This is a genomic window from Halocynthiibacter styelae (assembly GCF_016123485.1).
Lineage (GTDB): Bacteria > Pseudomonadota > Alphaproteobacteria > Rhodobacterales > Rhodobacteraceae > Halocynthiibacter > Halocynthiibacter styelae.
The window spans coordinates 177,116-192,576 of record NZ_JADCKQ010000007.1; the positions used below are offsets into that span (position 1 = coordinate 177,116).

Here is a 15,461-nt window from a genome sequence, read left to right on the forward strand (position 1 = left end):
TTGACAAGGGGGCAGTCTTGTTTGTCGCTTGTATCCCGGCAGAAACTTCCTAAAGCAAGGGCAGAGTAAAACAACATGGAGGGCGCGTTTTGACCCAGAAAGACGATGTAACATATGAAACCGGACAGGATAACGTCCAGTTCATGGGGCTTGATGTCCACAACCCGGTGTTTGCAGTCTCTGCTGCCACCATTCTGGCTTTTGTCTTCTTCTCACTGGTGTTCAAAGAACAGGCCGGTGAATTTTTCGGATGGCTGCGCCCGGCACTGACCAGCAAGTTTGACTGGGTCTTCATGCTGTCCGGGAACATCTTTGTGCTGTTCTCGCTGCTGCTGGTGGTGACGCCATATGGCAAGATCCGCCTTGGTGGGGATGACGCAAAACCTGATTATTCCTACGCGGGCTGGTTTGCGATGTTGTTCGCGGCAGGCATGGGTATTGGCCTTGTGTTCTGGGGCGTGGCTGAACCGATTTCCCACTATGGCGCTGCTCTTGGTGGCATTGCCGAAGCCGAAGGCGTGCGTACCGACTGGGCACCTGCAGGTGCGGCAGCAGGTGATCCTGCAGCGGCACGTGATCTGGCGATGGCTGCGACGATCTTCCATTGGGGCCTGCACCCTTGGGCGGTTTATGCGGTTGTGGCGCTGTCACTGGCGTTCTTCAGCTTTAACCGTGGCCTGCCACTGACCATGCGTTCCGTGTTCTACCCGATCTTTGGTAAATACACCTGGGGCATCCCTGGCCACATCATTGATGTGCTGGCGGTTTTTGCAACGATCTTTGGTCTTGCGACATCGCTTGGTCTGGGTGCGGAACAGGCGCTGGGTGGTCTGAACCACCTGTTTGGTGTGCCTGTGACGGACGGCATGAAGGTGCTTCTGATCATTGCAATCACAGCTTTTGCGCTGGTTTCTGTTGTTGCCGGCCTTGATAAAGGCGTGAAGCGTCTGTCCGAAGCAAACATGATCCTTGCCGCGATCCTGCTGGTTCTGGTGATCATTGTTGGTCCGACAATGGCGATCTTCACGGGTTTCTTTGACAACATGTGGGCTTATGCTGTGAACCTGCCGGCACTGTCAGGTGTGGTTGGTCGTGAAGACACCAACTTCATGCAGGGCTGGACCGCGTTTTACTGGGCCTGGTGGATTTCCTGGTCACCTTTCGTGGGCATGTTCATTGCGCGTATTTCCCGTGGCCGTACCGTGCGTGAATTCGTGCTGTGCGTCATGATCATCCCGACAATCGTTGGTGCGATCTGGATGACTGTATTCGGTGGCGCAGCCCTGGATCAGATCATGGGTGACGGTGGTCAGGCGCTGAAAGATGCCGCACTTGAGATCAAGATGTATGTTCTGTTCGAAAGCTTCCCGCTGTCCGGTATTCTGTCCTTCGTGGGCATTATCCTGGTGATCGTGTTCTTCGTAACGTCATCTGACTCCGGCTCTCTGGTGATCGACACCATCACCGCAGGTGGCAAAACCAATGCGCCAACCGCACAGCGTGTGTTCTGGTGCATCCTGGAAGGGGCGATTGCGATTGCTCTGCTTCTGGGCGGTGGTCTTGCGGCACTTCAGGCGGCGGCAATTGCAACAGGTTTCCCCTTCGCAATTGTACTGGTTCTGATGTGTGTGTCCCTTTTCCTGGGACTGCGTAAGGCGCGCGCTGGCGAATAAGCTGCGCAGACAAAAATAAAAAGGGTCCCCGGAGCAATCAGCCCCGGGGGCCTTTTTTGTGCAACGTGGCAGGGGCCGGGGTCAGGCGCCGGATTTCATCAGATCACGGATTTTTGCGGCTTTCTCAAAGTGATCCAATGCGTGGGTTCTGATCCACCATTCTGCCGCTTCCATCAGCAATTCGGGATTATCGTTTTTATTGGCAAAAAACGCGTAGAACGAGAGGCCGACGGTATCGCCTTTTTTGACGATCTTATCTTCACAGACTGCAATCGCTTTGTGTCTCAGGCTTTCTCTCATAAGTGCAGATCCTTTAGCGGTGTATGAAAACTTTTTGCGAACGTAGGGTGAACGTTATTGATTGGCAAGCCCGGAAAACCGGATCTTCTGGCCCCGGGCGTTTACGGATCTCACAGGTTTATATGTGCATTTCTGATGTGGCGGCTTGACCGGAAACTGTTGGGGTGCAAACACTTGCCTGTCAGCGCTGTGCCGCTGTCTGTCGCCGCGCTGGTGACTGGCTGGAAGACCTGCCAACCCATCTGACATATCTCTGACGGAGCAATTGATGAGCGATCTCGACATTTCCTTTGTACGCAGCCAGTTCCCGGCGTTTGAACAGGCCTCGCTGCAGGGGCAGGCGTTTTTTGAAAACGCCGGTGGCAGCTATACCTGTAAGCCGGTGATTGACCGGCTGACACGGTATTACAATGAACGCAAAGTGCAGCCCTATGCGCCCTATGCGGCTTCTACACTGGCAGGGCAGGAAATGGACGAAGCCCGGGTGCGTCTTGCCGCCTTGCTGGGCGTGGAAACGGATGAGCTGTCCTTTGGGCCATCGACCACGCAGAACACCTATGTTCTGGCCAATGCTTTCCGCCGGTTTTTGTCACCGGGTGACGTTGTGATTGTGACCAATCAGGACCATGAGGCAAACTCAGGCCCCTGGCGTCGTCTGGCAGAGGAAGGGTTTGAAGTCCGCGAATGGGCAGTGAACCCGGACAGCGGCAGCCTTGAGATATCTGATCTTGAGGCGCTGATTGATGACAAGGTGAAACTGATCGCTTTCCCGCATTGTTCCAATATCGTTGGCGAGATTAACGATGTGGCGGCTGTCTGCAAAATGGCCCGTGCACAGGGGATATACACCTGCGTCGATGGGGTCAGCTATGCGCCGCATGGCTTTGTAAATGTGGATGAAATCGGTGCGGATATCTATCTGTTTTCAGCCTATAAGACCTTTGGGCCACACCAGGGGATCATGGTGATCCGCCGTGACCTGGGGATGAAACTTCCGAACCAGGCGCATTGGTTTAATGGAGATGTGCTGTACAAACGCCTGACCCCGGCCGGCCCGGATCACGCCCAGGTCGCGGCCTGTGCGGGGATGGCGGATTATGTCGATGATCTTTACACACATCATTTCCTGGGGGTTAAGGCGGACCCGGCAGCCCGCAGCAAAGCGGTGCATGATCTGCAGCGTTCATATGAAACAAAATTGTTGCAGCCCTTGCTGGATTATCTGAGCAGCAAAAATTCTGTGCGGCTGATTGGTTCCGCGGATGCGGCGGCCAAAGCCCCGACCGTTGCGGTCGAGCTGGCGGGATCGGGACGGCAGGCCGCTGCGGATCTGGCACCCCTTGGTGTTATGGCCGGTGGCGGTGATTTTTACGGATCACGGCCATTGTCCGCCCTGGGGCTTGATCTGGAAAAAGGCGTGCTGCGCCTGAGTTTTGTGCATTATACCTCTGAAGAAGAGGTGACAAAGCTGATCTCAGCGCTTGATCAGGTGATCTGACCGGGCATCATCAGACTGCAATGGCCTGTGGCACATAGGCCATTGCAGATTTACGTTGCATTTTTGCGCTGTATTTCAACCGTTGTATAAACTACCCTGGGTTCAGTTGTTTTCCGGTTAAACAGGATATTCTCATGCCGACCGCATCCAGACTTGTTGGTGCTCTTACGTTCACGGTTCTTGCGTTTATTATCTCTACTATGATCCTGCCATTGCTGCCTGAGGGCACAAGTGGTGAGTCGCTGTGGCTGCTGAACTGCCCTGTGGGGCTGGTCTGTGGCTGGAAGATCATGGGGCCACGTGGGGAAAGCACCCGGTTGATTGCCTTTGCGGGCGGGGTCACGACCTCGATTGCGGCCTTTCTTGTTGCCATTTTTCTGCATGCAGGCATCCGCATGGTGAACCTGTCCATGCGTAAGATTTATCATGGTGTGACCGAAGCCATCGGTGCCGTGTTTGAAATCAGCATGAACTGGGCTACGGTCTTCCTGACCACAGATATTGTGACCACACTGATCGCGGGCGGCATTTTTTGCGGCTGGTTGTCCTGGAAAGCACAGCGCTATTGGGGCTGAGACAGGCTTGCACCAGGGGCGATCCTATGCAAAGTCCGGGGGATAGTTTTCTGCCGGAGGCCCCTGTGACGCAAATGTTTTTCTATGGCACGCTTTGCCATCTGGACCTGTTGGAACTGGTGATTGGCCGGTCTCTGATGGAAGGTGAAGTCCGCAGCGCAAGGCTGCCGGGCCATGCGGTGTACTGGGCGAAAGATCAGATTTTTCCGATGATCCGCAAGGAAGAAGGCGGTTTTGCGGAAGGGATCGTTTTTAACGCGGATGAGGATGCGCTGGCGCGGCTGAACTTTTATGAAGGTGGGTTTAACTTCGATCTGGAACTGATTGTTCCGGAAGGGGAAACTGACCCGGTTGAGGTTTACTTTGCACAGCCGGGCACCTGGGATTTCGGTGCGCCCTGGAGCCTTGAAGATTTCATTCGTGACCACGGCACGCATAACCTGCGCACCGCAAAATCATTCATGCAGCTGTATGGGAAAGTGGACCGTGACGAAGCAATGAAACGCCTGCCAATGCTGCGTTCTGTTGCGGCGAAAGGCTGGCGGGTTGGTGAAAGTGTCGCCAACAATAAACGTGCGGGAATGACCACAGCGGATGTGTCTTTGCTGGATCATAAGCGGGCCTATGATTCATTCTTTGCCATGGATGAAATCACAGTCACGCATAAGCGATTTGACGGCGCGATGTCCGGGCCGATCAACCGTGAAGTGACGGTGACCGTCGATGCGATGCTGCTGCTGCCGTATGATCCCAGGCGCGACCGCGTTTTGCTGGTGGAACAATTCCGCAGTGGTGCCTTTTTGCGCGGGGATATGAACCCCTGGATGCTGGAACCCATTGCCGGGCGTATTGACCCGGGTGAGAGCGCAGAAGAGGCCGCGCACCGTGAGGCGATGGAAGAAACGGGGCTGAAGCTGAATGAACTTCTGCCAATCAGCCGCCATTATCCGTCGCCAGGGATTACCTGTGAGTTTTATCACTGCTTTCTGGGGCTGTGCGATCTGCCGGATGATATCGAAGGCATCGGCGGGCTTGCGGATGAAAATGAAGACATTCGCAGCCAGCTGTTCAGCTTTGACGAACTGATGGATCTGCTGGACAGTGGCGAGGCCCAGGTCGGACCATTGGTGGTTTCCGCGCTTTGGCTGGCGCGGCACCGGGATCGTCTGCGGGCAGAATACGGAAATTAACCGGGCGCTCTGGCCGGGTTTTCTATCGCCCGGCCTTGAGTTTCCCCGTCTGCGTGCTTACTGATTAATCAAATTCTGCAGTCTCAAATTCCCAGGACCTGCACCAGATATCTTCCGGAGACCACCATGCGTGTATGTAAAGATCTTGTTGAAACCATTGGCAATACGCCTCTGATCCGTCTGAATGCCGCCTCTGAAGCCACGGGTGCTGAAATCTGGGGTAAAGCTGAATTCATGAACCCGGGTCAATCGGTGAAGGATCGCGCGGCGCTTTATATCATTAAAGATGCGATTGCGCGCGGTGATCTGAAGCCTGGCGGCACGATCGTTGAAGGCACTGCGGGCAACACCGGCATCGGTCTGGCACTGGTGGGCGCATCCCTTGGTTTTAAGACGGTGATCGTGATCCCGGAAACCCAGAGCCAGGAAAAGAAAGACATGATCCGCCTGGCCGGCGCGGAACTGGTTCAGGTGCCGGCGGCGCCGTTTAAGAACCCGAACAACTATATACGCTATTCCCAGCGTCTTGCTGAAAAACTGGCGCAGACGGAACCAAATGGTGCGGTCTGGGCGAACCAGTTTGACAATGTTGCAAACCGTCAGGCCCATATTGAAACCACTGCACCGGAAATCTGGGAACAGACCGGTGGGCAGATTGATGGGTTCACATGTGCAGTCGGGTCCGGCGGGACGCTGGCCGGTGTGGCCATGGGCCTGCGCGAGCGCAGAAAAGACGTGAAAATCGCGCTGTCTGATCCGAAAGGCTCAGCCCTTTACAAATTCTATACCGAAGGCGCGTTTGGCTCTGAAGGTGGGTCTATCACCGAAGGCATCGGGCAGGGGCGTGAGACGGCAAACCTTGTCGGGTTCAAGCCGGATATGTCCTATTCCATCACCGATGAAGAAGCCCTGCCACTGGTCTATGATCTGCTGGCAGACGAAGGTCTGATGCTGGGCGGGTCTTCTGCAATTAACATTGCCGGTGCCATGAAGATGGCCCGTGATCTGGGCAAAGGATCCCGCGTGGTGACGATGCTGTGTGACTATGGAAACCGGTATCAGTCGAAACTGTTCAACCCGGCCTTTCTGAAGGAAAAGAACCTGCCGGTGCCGGAATGGCTGGACCGCGAACCAAAACCGCTGCCCTCTGTATTTGAGGATCAGTAATGATCATGCCCGGCCCTCGCGCCGGGCTTTTCCTTTTTAGCGTCAACACAAAGACTAAAGGCATTCCGATATGGGGATAATCATTCGTTTTTTTCAGGTTGTTTTCCTGCTGGCCTCTCTGGGGCTGAGCAGTGCCGCACTGGCACAGAACAGCGATCAGACCGGGTTGGACTATACACTGTGGGAGGCAACAGCCACCCGGGCCGATGATGCGATTGCAGCCGGGCGCGCGTCTGATGTGGCGTTGGAAAACCTGCGCAGTCAGCTTGTGGCCTGGCGCGATGGGTTCACGGCGGCACAGGATCAGAACGCCCCGCAAATCGATAGCCTGCGGGCGCAGATTGCAGCGCTTGGTCCGGTACCCGAAGACGGGCTGGAAGCCGAAGAAATCGCCGCGCGCCGCCAGCAACTGAATGATCGCCTGGCCGCGACCCGTGCGCCGGTTCAGACCGCTGAAGCGGCCCGGTCCCGTGCGGATGCGCTGATTGATCAGATCGACAGTATTATCCTGACACGATCCACGGATGAATTGCTGTCGCTTGGGCCGACGCCTGTGAACCCCGCGCTTTGGGGTGGCGCGTTGAATGATCTGATCGAAAGCGGCACATCTGTTGTCCATGAATTCACCAACGCCTGGGAAAGCCCCGTGCAACAGGCTGAAACCAAAGCCAGTTTCCTGCCGGTGTCTGTGCTGACAGTGCTGGGCCTTGTGTTGCTTCTGCGCGGGCGGCGTTGGTCTGAACGTCTGGCGCTTTGGTTGCAAAGTCACAATCAGATCGCCTGGCGCTGGTTGCTGGGATTTGTTGTGTCTCTGGGGCAGGTGGCCCTGCCTGTGTTTGGCCTGTCAGCACTTGTGGTTGCGATTTATCTGACCGGGCTTGTCGGCCTTGCGGGGGATACGATCCTTCAGGTTATTCCTGGCGCGGGCATGATCTTCTTTGCCGCCAGCTGGGTTGGCGTCCGGGTATTTCCGCGCAAAGCCGGGGATCTGAACTATCTGAACCTGTCCGCGCAACAACGCACGGAAGGGCGGCTTTATGCGGCCTCCCTTGGTCTGCTGATCGCGCTGACAACGGTTCTGGTGGCTCTGGCTGATTTTGAGAACTGGCCTGCAGAAACACGCGTGGTTCTGATCTTCCCGATGCTGCTGCTGGTTGCTTTGATGGTGTCGCGGATCGGGCAGCTGCTGGTTGCGCATTACAAAAACGAGATGAAAGACCTGGACGAGGGCATTCCGAACTACCGCTGCCGGATGCTGCGTCTTATGGGGCGAGCTGCTATGTTTGTGGCCATTGGCGGCGGCATTCTTGCGGCCATCGGCTATTTCCAGGCAGGCAGTCAGCTGGTGTTTCCGGCGGCGGGTACGCTGGGACTGTTGGGCTTTGTCCTGATCCTGCAGCGCCTGATCAGTGAGATCTGGGTGCTTCTGTCCGGCCGCGGCGAAGAGGCGCGTGACACGCTTGTGCCTGTGCTGGCGGGGTTCCTGCTGACGCTGGGTGCGATGCCTTTACTAGCACTGATCTGGGGCATGCGCCCGGCGACCCTGTCGGAATACTGGGCGACTTTCCTGCAAGGTGTACCCCTTGGCGAAACCCGAATTTCCCCGACGGTATTTATCAGTCTCGCGGTGATTTTCTCGATTGGTTACATGTTGACCAAACTGATGCAGGGCGCGTTGCGCAATACAATCCTGCCTAAGACCAACCTTGATGCAGGCGGGCAGAATGCGATTGTTTCCGGCACCGGGTATATCGGGATTTTCCTGGCTGCGCTGATTGCGATTACCGGGGCGGGGATTGATCTGTCAGCCCTTGCGATTGTCGCGGGTGCGCTTTCCGTGGGGATTGGTTTTGGTCTGCAAAATATCGTGTCGAATTTTGTTTCCGGCATTATTCTGTTGATCGAACGCCCGATTGCCGAAGGCGACTGGATCGAAGTTTCCGGCCAGTCCGGCACGGTCAAATCAATTTCCGTACGGTCCACCCGTATTCAGACCTTTGATCGTGCGGATGTCATCGTGCCCAACGCCGACCTGATCTCTGGCGTTGTGATGAACATGACCAAAGGCAATCTGACCGGGCGGATCATCGTGCCGGTTGGCGTGGCTTATGGATCAGACACACGCAAGATCGAAGGCATTTTGCGCGAGATCGCCGAGGCGCACCCGCTGGTCGTGATGAACCCGCCGCCTGGTGTGATCTTCAAGGGCTTTGGCGCGGATAGCATGGATTTTGAGATCCGGGCCATCCTGCGGGATATTAACTTTGGTCTTGGCGTGCGTTCCGAGATGAACCACCAGATCGCAGAACGCTTTGCGCTTGAAGGGATCGAGATCCCCTTCGCACAGCGGGACATCTGGCTGCGCAATCCCGAAGCCCTGAATGGGTCGGCCGGGCAGGGGGAACAACAGACCGCGCCGGTCGCCACCGCAGCGGATGATATCGACCGGGATCTGATCGATACAGCTGATGAAGCTGATTCAGGCGGCGACGCGCGCTGATTTTACAAAGATCTGGTGCTGCGCGGCTGCGCCAGATCGTTCGCCGGGCAGGGCGCGTTGCGTCATTTCCGAACGGCTGTTGCACAAGACAGGTGGAATTTACTGTAAGCGACAGACAGTTATACCGTTGTGCATTTTTTTTGAAAAAGGCGCGATTTGCCTCTTGAACTCCCCCTTAGTTAAAGGCTATTCCCTCGCTCAGTGGACAGGTGGCCGAGTGGTCGAAGGCGCACGCCTGGAAAGTGTGTAGGCGGGGAACCGTCTCCAGGGTTCGAATCCCTGTCTGTCCGCCATTATTTTATTTTGGCAAGAAAACCCCTCTAACACCTTGAATGGCAAGGTGGTTTTTGGTGTTCGAAGTCCTTGATTTCGTGCAAAGGTAATTTGTTCTGTGAAAGCCAGTCTCAGGACGGTGCGTTGGGCGATCAGATTGCCACTTTTCCAGAGTTTCCAAGGGTTTGACAGGAATTGTAGTGCGTGTTCGAACATTTGCTCGAAGGTATGCAGTGGTTTGCCTTTATTTTGCAGTTTTTCATCTAAAATCAGCTTCTCACGCTCCATTTTTTCGATGCGCTTCTCATAGGCGGTGATCAGGGTCGGGCTGTCCGCGTCCACGACACGATCCAGCAGGCCTTCGATTTGTTTTTCCAATCTGTTGCGTTCAGTGCGGATCAGGCGCTTGTCGGCTTCCATCTGTCCCGCACGTTGCCCCCAAGCGTCTCTGAACATCTTTTTTGCCACGGTAAACATGCCATCTGACGGCGTGAGGCTTTGCATCAGTGCATCAAATTCACCTTCGAGCACATCACGACGGATCGATTTACGATAGCTTGGGCATCCTTTGGCGTGGCAGAGGTAATACGGATGTTTCTTGCCCGACTTGCTGGTCGACCAGCAGGCGGTCAGAGGCGTGTTGCAGTCGTCGCAGCACACGAACCCACGCAGTGGGAAATCCGCGCTGATATCCTTGCGAGCCGGCGCACGGGCTCCGTCCTTGATCCGTTGCTGGATCAATTCATGGGTCTCAAGTGAGATCAGGCCTTCATGATGACCTTTGCGCAGAGACACATCCCACTCGGGAATTTCAATGTAACCCGCAAAATGTATGCGGGTCATCAGGCGGATGATCCGTTCAAATCGGATTGTGCCGTCGGCAAAGTCTTTCGGGAACGCAGGTTTGCCTTCCAGAAACCGTTTCACTTCGGCCTGTGTTTCAAAATGGCCAGAGGCAAATCCTTCCAAAGCTTCCTGGATGATGGACGCCAAAGGTTCATCCCGGACCAGCATATTGCCATGCCCTGCAACACGCTCATACTTGTATCCAATCGGGGCGCGGAACACCCAATAGCCATTCAGCGCACGGCCCCGCATACGGTTCTTGGTTTGCTCACCATTTTTCTGACGTTGGTGCTGGGAGACTGATGCCAGCAGGTTTTCCACCAGAATGCTGTCGCTGTCCTCGCCAAACTCAATGGACGGGCTTTCCAGCTTGCCGCCTGCCTCGGCCAGCAGTGCCCGCAATTGCCAATGGCCCACCACATCCCGTGCAAAACGGTTAATGTCGTCAATGATGACAACGCAGGTTTCCTTTTGCGCTTTCAGATAGGCCAACAAGGCAATCATGGCAGGGCGATCCGCATCACCACCGGATTTATTATCATTAAAGACCTCCAGCACCTCATAGCCCTTATACCGCGCATATTCGCGGCAACGGCTTTCCTGTGAGGCTAGGCCATCCCCCTTCTTCAACTGAGCGACGCTTGAAACGCGGGCGTAAATGACGGCATTTTGTTGTGGTTCCATTAAAGACTCCCTTCCTGTTGTGCGCCCGTTTTGTCGGCTGCGGCATGTTCAAAAACTGTTCTGGTATCTGGTGAGTTTAACACATCCATGGCGAGCATTTCTGCCAAAGACACATCTTTTCCCCCGATTTGTTGTGCGCGGGCCTGCTGCACGGGATGAATGCCGAAGCCAAGATCGACAAAGCTGACCATGATGGACCAGAGGGCCTCAATCAGCTCGCGCTTGTGTTCGTCCGAGATATCTTCATCTTCGAAAAATGGCAGATAGGCATCCCAGTCGATGTTCAACGCGGGCGGTGCGGTTTCGGGGTTAAACTCTGGGGGGATATCAGTCATGGCCTGTCTCTTTCTGCCGTTTGGCGTTTTTCTGGTTGGCGTCTCCTTTTTCGCCTCTCACCATGAGAGAACATAAGTGGAACAATATAGGATAATATTCCTGAGACCCAAAGCGTGAATTTTCTGGCTTTGAGGTCTGGATATCCTAAAATATCACTGCAATGGCCGTAACCTGCAGGTACAATCGGGTAGTTTTGAGGCAAGGATTTTGATGTGGATAACAATTGGAAGACAGCAACCAAGGCCGACCGTGCCGCCCTTTATCACGTCGCCCGCGCCATCGCGGACTCCACCAACCTGAGTGTGGAAGCCATTATGGAGCAGGCCTTCGGTCACAAGCTGATGGTCGGGACCGATTATCTGTCCAATTTCCGCAGTGGCACCATCGGACGCCCCAAAGCCAAGCTGATCCACGCATGGATCGCGGAACACCATGCCGAGACGGCTTGCGCGATTGACCCTAAATTATTTCCAAAACCGCATACAGATGTATGGGCGGATTATCTCGAACATCACGCCATCCATGGCAAACTCAGCATCGCCCGTTTCGACAAATCAATGGGGCTGGTGCAACGTAAGCGAGATCAACCCATTCCCGATGAAGTTCTCAAACTGGGCGAGGAGTTTTGCTTCCATTTGGACAGCGGCATCAAAGGTCACGCTGTCGCGTTCCAAATCCATAAAGGCACGGTGCATCCACTACCCTTGGGGCCAGGTTGCAGTTTAACTGTCAGTATCAAAAAAGGCGAACAGTTTTTACCGGTTGACCTAGATGCAAAACCTGAAATGCTAACTGAAACTGATGATCTTGGTTCCCATCGATTTGTAGTTATCGTAAACGATGATGTTAAGAGGCTACCAACGCAGACGCAATTTCCTACTCAAAATTGTGATGCTTGCATCCATGTATTGAAGATTCAAATTCTACCTTAGCTGACATTGGAAGAAATCGCTGTAGCTGAGTGTCAGAATGATACAAGAAAAGTGACCGTTTGGAGCCATTGTTTGACGCAGTGAAAGACCCAAAATTCAGCTAAAAGTTGTTTTAGGAGCTAGACTTCGAAATTTGGCAACACTAATCTGCTGCTAAGTAAAACCTCTCTACAGGTCACTTAAATATTCGCCACATTTCGGCAAAAAAATATAACAGAATGGAAGAGTAGATTGCTTAAAAACGTTGACGTTGCGATAATCGTTCCCCTTGAAGAAGAATACGTTGAATTTCAAAGAGTTTTCACCAACGCAAAGGAAGTTAGCGCCACACCGTTCATAGAAGAGATAACGATGGATGGCTTGGGGTTAACAATGGTCTCTACCATTCAAGATGGCATGGGGAAAACCTATGCCGAAAAAGCTGTTGGAAGTATTTTAGAGAAGTATTCACCAAAGCTTATTGTATGTCTTGGTATTGCAGGAGGGTTGTCAAAGGATCTAAAGCTGGGAGATGTATGCTATAGTAGCACAATCGTGGATGTTTATGATAATTCCAAAGTGAGTGATGGCAAAGATGGGTTCGATCTAAAATTTTCACCAACATTTTATCACGCAAATAGTTCAATGATCGGAGCCATAGATTTGCTGCGCCGCAGGCGTAGTTGCAAACCCAAATATGAAGAATGGCGGGCACGCAGAATGTCTGCTTTCGAAAAAGATCTGGGTAAAATCAATGATATTCGGTCAGGAGGACCGAATTCAATGAGTGGGTCTATCGTTTGCGGTGCAGTAAGCGCAAGCGAAACATACAATAGTAAGTTGAAAGATATTGACCGAAAAATATCCGCGATTGATACGGAATCCGGTGCGATTTTTGAACGCGCACGGCGTGCAGGAGTTCCCGCAATCTCCATACGAGGAATTTCAGACCTCGCTGACAGCGCAAAGTCAGAGCTGGAAGATGACACCGGGGGGCGGGTTCGGGAATATGCAGCCTCAAATGCTGCGGAGTTTCTCAAATTTTGCTTGGAAAATTCGGAAGATTTTGTCAAAGAGATACGTAACGCTGAGGTTCAGGGGCAGCTTCGCCTAATCAACGGAACTGTCGAACCTAAGTCCACATTACATTCTTATTTGCAAGACCTCCGAATGGGAATACAGAGTAAGCTCTCGGAGCTTTCTCCTGAATACAAGCTACTCCCAAAGGGCTATGTTTTACCGTTGCCTCGGATTCGAACAACGAGTCACCATTTACATGGAAGGGCAACAAACGGCGAAACCCCATGCGAAATCTTGGAAGTCCTACAAGAGCACAGGCATGTATTTATCTCAATCAATCAGAGCTACCCAGAGAAGAGTCTATCTTGGGTAATTGCAGATGAATTGGCTCGTTCTGAATTGAGTACACTGCAAATTTTACCCATCGTGGTCTCCGGAGATGACGTTAAACCGCCAAATTCAAACATTGAAGTCGCCGCGCAGACACCAACCATTCCTGAACTGGATTCTGAAGACTATGAAGTGGTAATTGTTTTTGATGGTGTTCCGCTTAATTCTAAGTCGAGGATGAAGTTTATTCAGGAACAAGTAGCGAAACACACTGAAGCCCGGTTCGTTTTTGTAGATCGAACGCCATCGAATATCGTTTTTGAACACGAATTTGTGTCGCAGACTTCTTGCTCTCTATTCGATCTCTGCGATGTGTCATTCGCCCAAATGTCACACTTCATTCAGAAGAATTTTGATATGAATTCTAATGAAGCCAATGTGATTGCTCACAGATTAGATTCAACATTTCGCAAGTTTCAGCTTCCAGCTCATCCTTCGTACTTCGCAGGAATACCACAAAATACCTTGAGCGCATTGATACAAGCCAATCAACGCGCCGAGCTGATGGATCTTGCCGTTGTTGGTTTTTTGAGTTTTGTCGTAGCGGACGATAAGGGGTCGGTTCAACTTAGTCGGACAACAAGGGAAAGGTTCCTTAAGTCTCTTGCTATCGACTTAAATTTAGAGAAGCGCTCTATGAATAATGCTGACTTGGTGGAGTATACCAATAAGTTTGCCGAAGAACACGATTTTGAAATTGACGCTTATGAATTTTTGAAAGGTTTCTCTGATTACAATATCTTGAACTTCATCGGTGGAAATGTTCAGTTTTCTCTTCCATTTATAGAGCACTACCTTCTTGCCAAGGCCTTATCTGAGGATGATGATAAAGCTCTACGTTATTTTGAGTATACTACATCGGACTTCGACTTCCCTACTTTCGATCTTTATTGTGAGATCAACCCGACGCGTAGCTTGATTGACACTCGATTAGCGGCACTGGAGCTTTCTCTTGAGGAACTGGACAGAGTTCTGGAAGTTGGGGATGCGCCAAAAATCTGCTCCAGCGAAGTTGATGCATTGCTAGGTAAATTTCGACCAAAAGCAGATAAGCTTTCAAAAAGAGTGCAAAAAGCAATTGAAGACGTGCGTCTCGGCAAAGACGAGACACACGAAAAACAACGTCTTATTGATGCCGCAGACCGAGTGAACGAAGAATATGGGAAGCAACGCAATAATATACGCGAGACAGATCAAGGTGACGTTGAGCTTGGCGTCGTCGGGGAAGTTGCGTGGAACTGGACAGCTTGTGTCACTTTGCTAGGATCTGGATCAGAGCACTTAGATGCACAAACGAAACGAAAATTAATCGAAAACTTAGTGTGGGGAGCTGACCTTCTAATTGAGGAATTCTTATCGATCCCACTATCAATAGATTTTGAGGCAATGAAGGCAGAACTCACGAGTAGTGAAAGTTTAGTTGATTTCTCTGGAGACGCGCCCGACGGTTTCGATGAAGAGAAAGTGAAAAAAGACATTGAGAATGCTGTTGACGCCGTAAGGTTTATGTCTTTGTCCATGCCATTTCAGCAAATCATTGGCTATTTGAGCGAACATGCACGGCAGCCGGTTCTTGGAAAGAGTTTGAGAAAAGTAAGCATGGATAAAGGAATTCAAAAATTTTACCATGCAATTTGGATGGCTGATGTAGATGTGTCGTCCGGGCGTAGTAAGCTATCAGAAGAAATACGGAAGATGTCCAATTCTAATTTCTTACGCGTTTGTATGGCTTCTCACTTCCTTAAGCGTGTATATTGGGCGCATGCGAGCAAGTCAGATCGTTTAGCGATGCTGGATATTGCGGAAACCGTATTGAAGAATACAGATTTTGCTTTCGAAAGGGGCGAAATGGAGCGAATGATAAAAAAAGAAGCCGAACTTCAATTGAAGGTGGAGAAAGTATCATAGCTGATGAGAGTCTCTTATTGCGGAGAGGGTGCGTGCGGTAAAGTGCCGACAACTCGCCCCTTTGTCTTGCCGCGCAAAAGTTCCGGTCTCTCAGCTTATGTTATGCAGTCCTTCGTTCGAATGCCAAGGGGCTTTTCCCGCCAAGGGATGAATGCCGCCTGCGTGGATTGTAGAACCCATTGATGTATTG

At 52.3% G+C, this 15,461-nt stretch carries 10 protein-coding genes, 1 tRNA gene and 1 pseudogene; 9 read left to right on the plus strand and 3 right to left on the minus strand.

What is annotated here, in order from left to right; all coding sequences use genetic code 11:
- Positions 1 to 143: 143 nt before the first annotated feature.
- Positions 144 to 1,673: a BCCT family transporter gene (locus tag H1D41_RS11195; protein ID WP_228848994.1), complete on the plus strand. Its 1,530-nt coding sequence runs from the start codon at positions 144 to 146 to the stop codon at positions 1,671 to 1,673.
- An 81-nt stretch (positions 1,674 to 1,754) separates the two neighbouring features.
- On the opposite strand, the gene H1D41_RS11200 is transcribed toward H1D41_RS11195, so the two are convergent.
- The gene (locus H1D41_RS11200; RefSeq protein ID WP_228848983.1) at positions 1,755 to 1,973 is read right to left on the minus strand and encodes a DUF6500 family protein; all 219 of its coding nucleotides are present in this window, start codon (positions 1,971 to 1,973) and stop codon (positions 1,755 to 1,757) included.
- A 268-nt stretch (positions 1,974 to 2,241) separates the two neighbouring features.
- On the opposite strand from H1D41_RS11200, the gene H1D41_RS11205 reads away from it, so the two are divergent.
- The 6 genes from H1D41_RS11205 (at position 2,242) to H1D41_RS11230 (ending at position 9,196) form a co-directional block, all read left to right on the plus strand.
- Positions 2,242 to 3,471: an aminotransferase class V-fold PLP-dependent enzyme gene (locus H1D41_RS11205; RefSeq protein WP_228848984.1), complete on the plus strand. Its 1,230-nt coding sequence runs from the start codon at positions 2,242 to 2,244 to the stop codon at positions 3,469 to 3,471.
- A gap of 134 nt (positions 3,472 to 3,605) precedes the next feature.
- On the plus strand, positions 3,606 to 4,046 hold the full coding sequence (locus H1D41_RS11210) for a TrgA family protein (protein WP_228848985.1): 441 nt from the start codon (positions 3,606 to 3,608) through the stop codon (positions 4,044 to 4,046).
- Between the two features lie 26 nt (positions 4,047 to 4,072).
- Positions 4,073 to 5,236 carry an NUDIX domain-containing protein gene (locus H1D41_RS11215; protein WP_228848986.1) on the plus strand — a complete coding sequence of 388 codons (1,164 nt, stop codon included), beginning with the start codon at positions 4,073 to 4,075 and terminating at the stop codon, positions 5,234 to 5,236.
- A 126-nt stretch (positions 5,237 to 5,362) separates the two neighbouring features.
- Entirely contained in the window at positions 5,363 to 6,403 is a 1,041-nt protein-coding gene (locus H1D41_RS11220) for a cysteine synthase A (RefSeq protein ID WP_228848987.1), read from the plus strand.
- 70 nt (positions 6,404 to 6,473) lie between these two features.
- Positions 6,474 to 8,903, plus strand: coding sequence for a DUF3772 domain-containing protein (locus tag H1D41_RS11225; protein ID WP_228848988.1), 2,430 nt, complete (start codon positions 6,474 to 6,476; stop codon positions 8,901 to 8,903).
- Between the two features lie 203 nt (positions 8,904 to 9,106).
- A tRNA-Ser gene (locus H1D41_RS11230) sits at positions 9,107 to 9,196 on the plus strand.
- A gap of 505 nt (positions 9,197 to 9,701) precedes the next feature.
- Here H1D41_RS11230 and H1D41_RS11235 read toward each other — a convergent pair.
- Positions 9,702 to 10,706: pseudogene (locus H1D41_RS11235) on the minus strand (recombinase family protein); the annotation flags it as partial.
- Positions 10,706 to 11,041, minus strand: coding sequence for a hypothetical protein (locus H1D41_RS11240; RefSeq protein WP_228848989.1), 336 nt, complete (start codon positions 11,039 to 11,041; stop codon positions 10,706 to 10,708). The pseudogene H1D41_RS11235 and the gene H1D41_RS11240, both read right to left, overlap by 1 nt.
- Before the next feature lie 213 nt (positions 11,042 to 11,254).
- On the opposite strand from H1D41_RS11240, the gene H1D41_RS11245 reads away from it, so the two are divergent.
- Positions 11,255 to 11,974 carry a hypothetical protein gene (locus H1D41_RS11245; RefSeq protein WP_228848990.1) on the plus strand — a complete coding sequence of 240 codons (720 nt, stop codon included), beginning with the start codon at positions 11,255 to 11,257 and terminating at the stop codon, positions 11,972 to 11,974.
- A gap of 231 nt (positions 11,975 to 12,205) precedes the next feature.
- Positions 12,206 to 15,271: a 5'-methylthioadenosine/S-adenosylhomocysteine nucleosidase family protein gene (locus tag H1D41_RS11250; RefSeq protein ID WP_228848991.1), complete on the plus strand. Its 3,066-nt coding sequence runs from the start codon at positions 12,206 to 12,208 to the stop codon at positions 15,269 to 15,271.
- The last annotated feature ends 190 nt before the right edge of the window (positions 15,272 to 15,461 follow it).

Bases quoted from the DNA above. Each gene is read 5' to 3' on its own strand.
- H1D41_RS11195 (WP_228848994.1), top strand. From the start codon at position 144: ATGGGGCTTGATGTCCACAACCCGGTGTTTGCAGTCTCTGCTGCCACC.
- H1D41_RS11200 (WP_228848983.1), bottom strand. From the start codon at position 1,973: ATGAGAGAAAGCCTGAGACACAAAGCGATTGCAGTCTGTGAAGATAAG.
- H1D41_RS11205 (WP_228848984.1), top strand. From the start codon at position 2,242: ATGAGCGATCTCGACATTTCCTTTGTACGCAGCCAGTTCCCGGCGTTT.
- H1D41_RS11210 (WP_228848985.1), top strand. From the start codon at position 3,606: ATGCCGACCGCATCCAGACTTGTTGGTGCTCTTACGTTCACGGTTCTT.
- H1D41_RS11215 (WP_228848986.1), top strand. From the start codon at position 4,073: ATGCAAAGTCCGGGGGATAGTTTTCTGCCGGAGGCCCCTGTGACGCAA.
- H1D41_RS11220 (WP_228848987.1), top strand. From the start codon at position 5,363: ATGCGTGTATGTAAAGATCTTGTTGAAACCATTGGCAATACGCCTCTG.
- H1D41_RS11225 (WP_228848988.1), top strand. From the start codon at position 6,474: ATGGGGATAATCATTCGTTTTTTTCAGGTTGTTTTCCTGCTGGCCTCT.
- H1D41_RS11240 (WP_228848989.1), bottom strand. From the start codon at position 11,041: ATGACTGATATCCCCCCAGAGTTTAACCCCGAAACCGCACCGCCCGCG.